The organism is Vibrio sp. 2132-1, assembly GCF_033344315.1.
Genome location: NZ_JAWPON010000397.1, coordinates 1 through 669 on the forward strand (window position 1 = coordinate 1; position 669 = coordinate 669).

The following is a 669-nucleotide window of genomic DNA, read 5'->3' on the forward strand; positions in this document are numbered from 1 at the left end:
TAACGTTTTTTCTGCGCTTATTGCGCATCAGGGAACCACTCTTGCAGCAAATCACGCGAGCGCTCTAGCTCTTTCTGCCAAGAGTTCACGCCAACAACGGTCGGTTTAAGCAGAATAACTAGCTCGGTTTTTTGCGTCACATTCGAAGTGTTGCGGAACAAGTGACCCAGAGCTGGCACGTCGCCAAGGAATGGGACTTTTGACACTTGTTCGACATTTTGTTGCTTCATCAAGCCACCGATAACCACAACATCGCCATCTTTCGCACGAATGACCGAATCAGATTCTCGAATCGAGCTTTTTGCCAAAGGCAATTGAATGTTTTGAAAATCACCACCAAGATTTAACTGCTTCACTTCTTCTGTGACTTCAATGACCGCTGGATGCACATGCAAGAACACGTTGCCCTTGTTGTCGATTTGTGGCGTCACATCAAGTGAAATGCCCGAGAAGAATGGCGTCAGTTCTACTTCAGGAACCGCATTAGAGTTTTCACCATTACCCGCATTACTGGAAAGCTCAGTTACGAAGTACTGATCGGTACCAACTTTGATCACTGATTTTTGGTTGTTCGCCGCCGTAATACGTGGGCTTGAGAGTACATTGAGGTCGCCTTGCGTCGACATAAAGTTTAATACCGCCTCGAAGTTACCATCAGATATCGTAACG

General features: G+C 46.3%; 1 pseudogene. It reads right to left on the reverse strand.

What is annotated here, in order from left to right:
- Positions 1-17: 17 nt before the first annotated feature.
- Positions 18-669: pseudogene (locus R8N47_RS25645) on the reverse strand (pilus (MSHA type) biogenesis protein MshL); the annotation flags it as partial.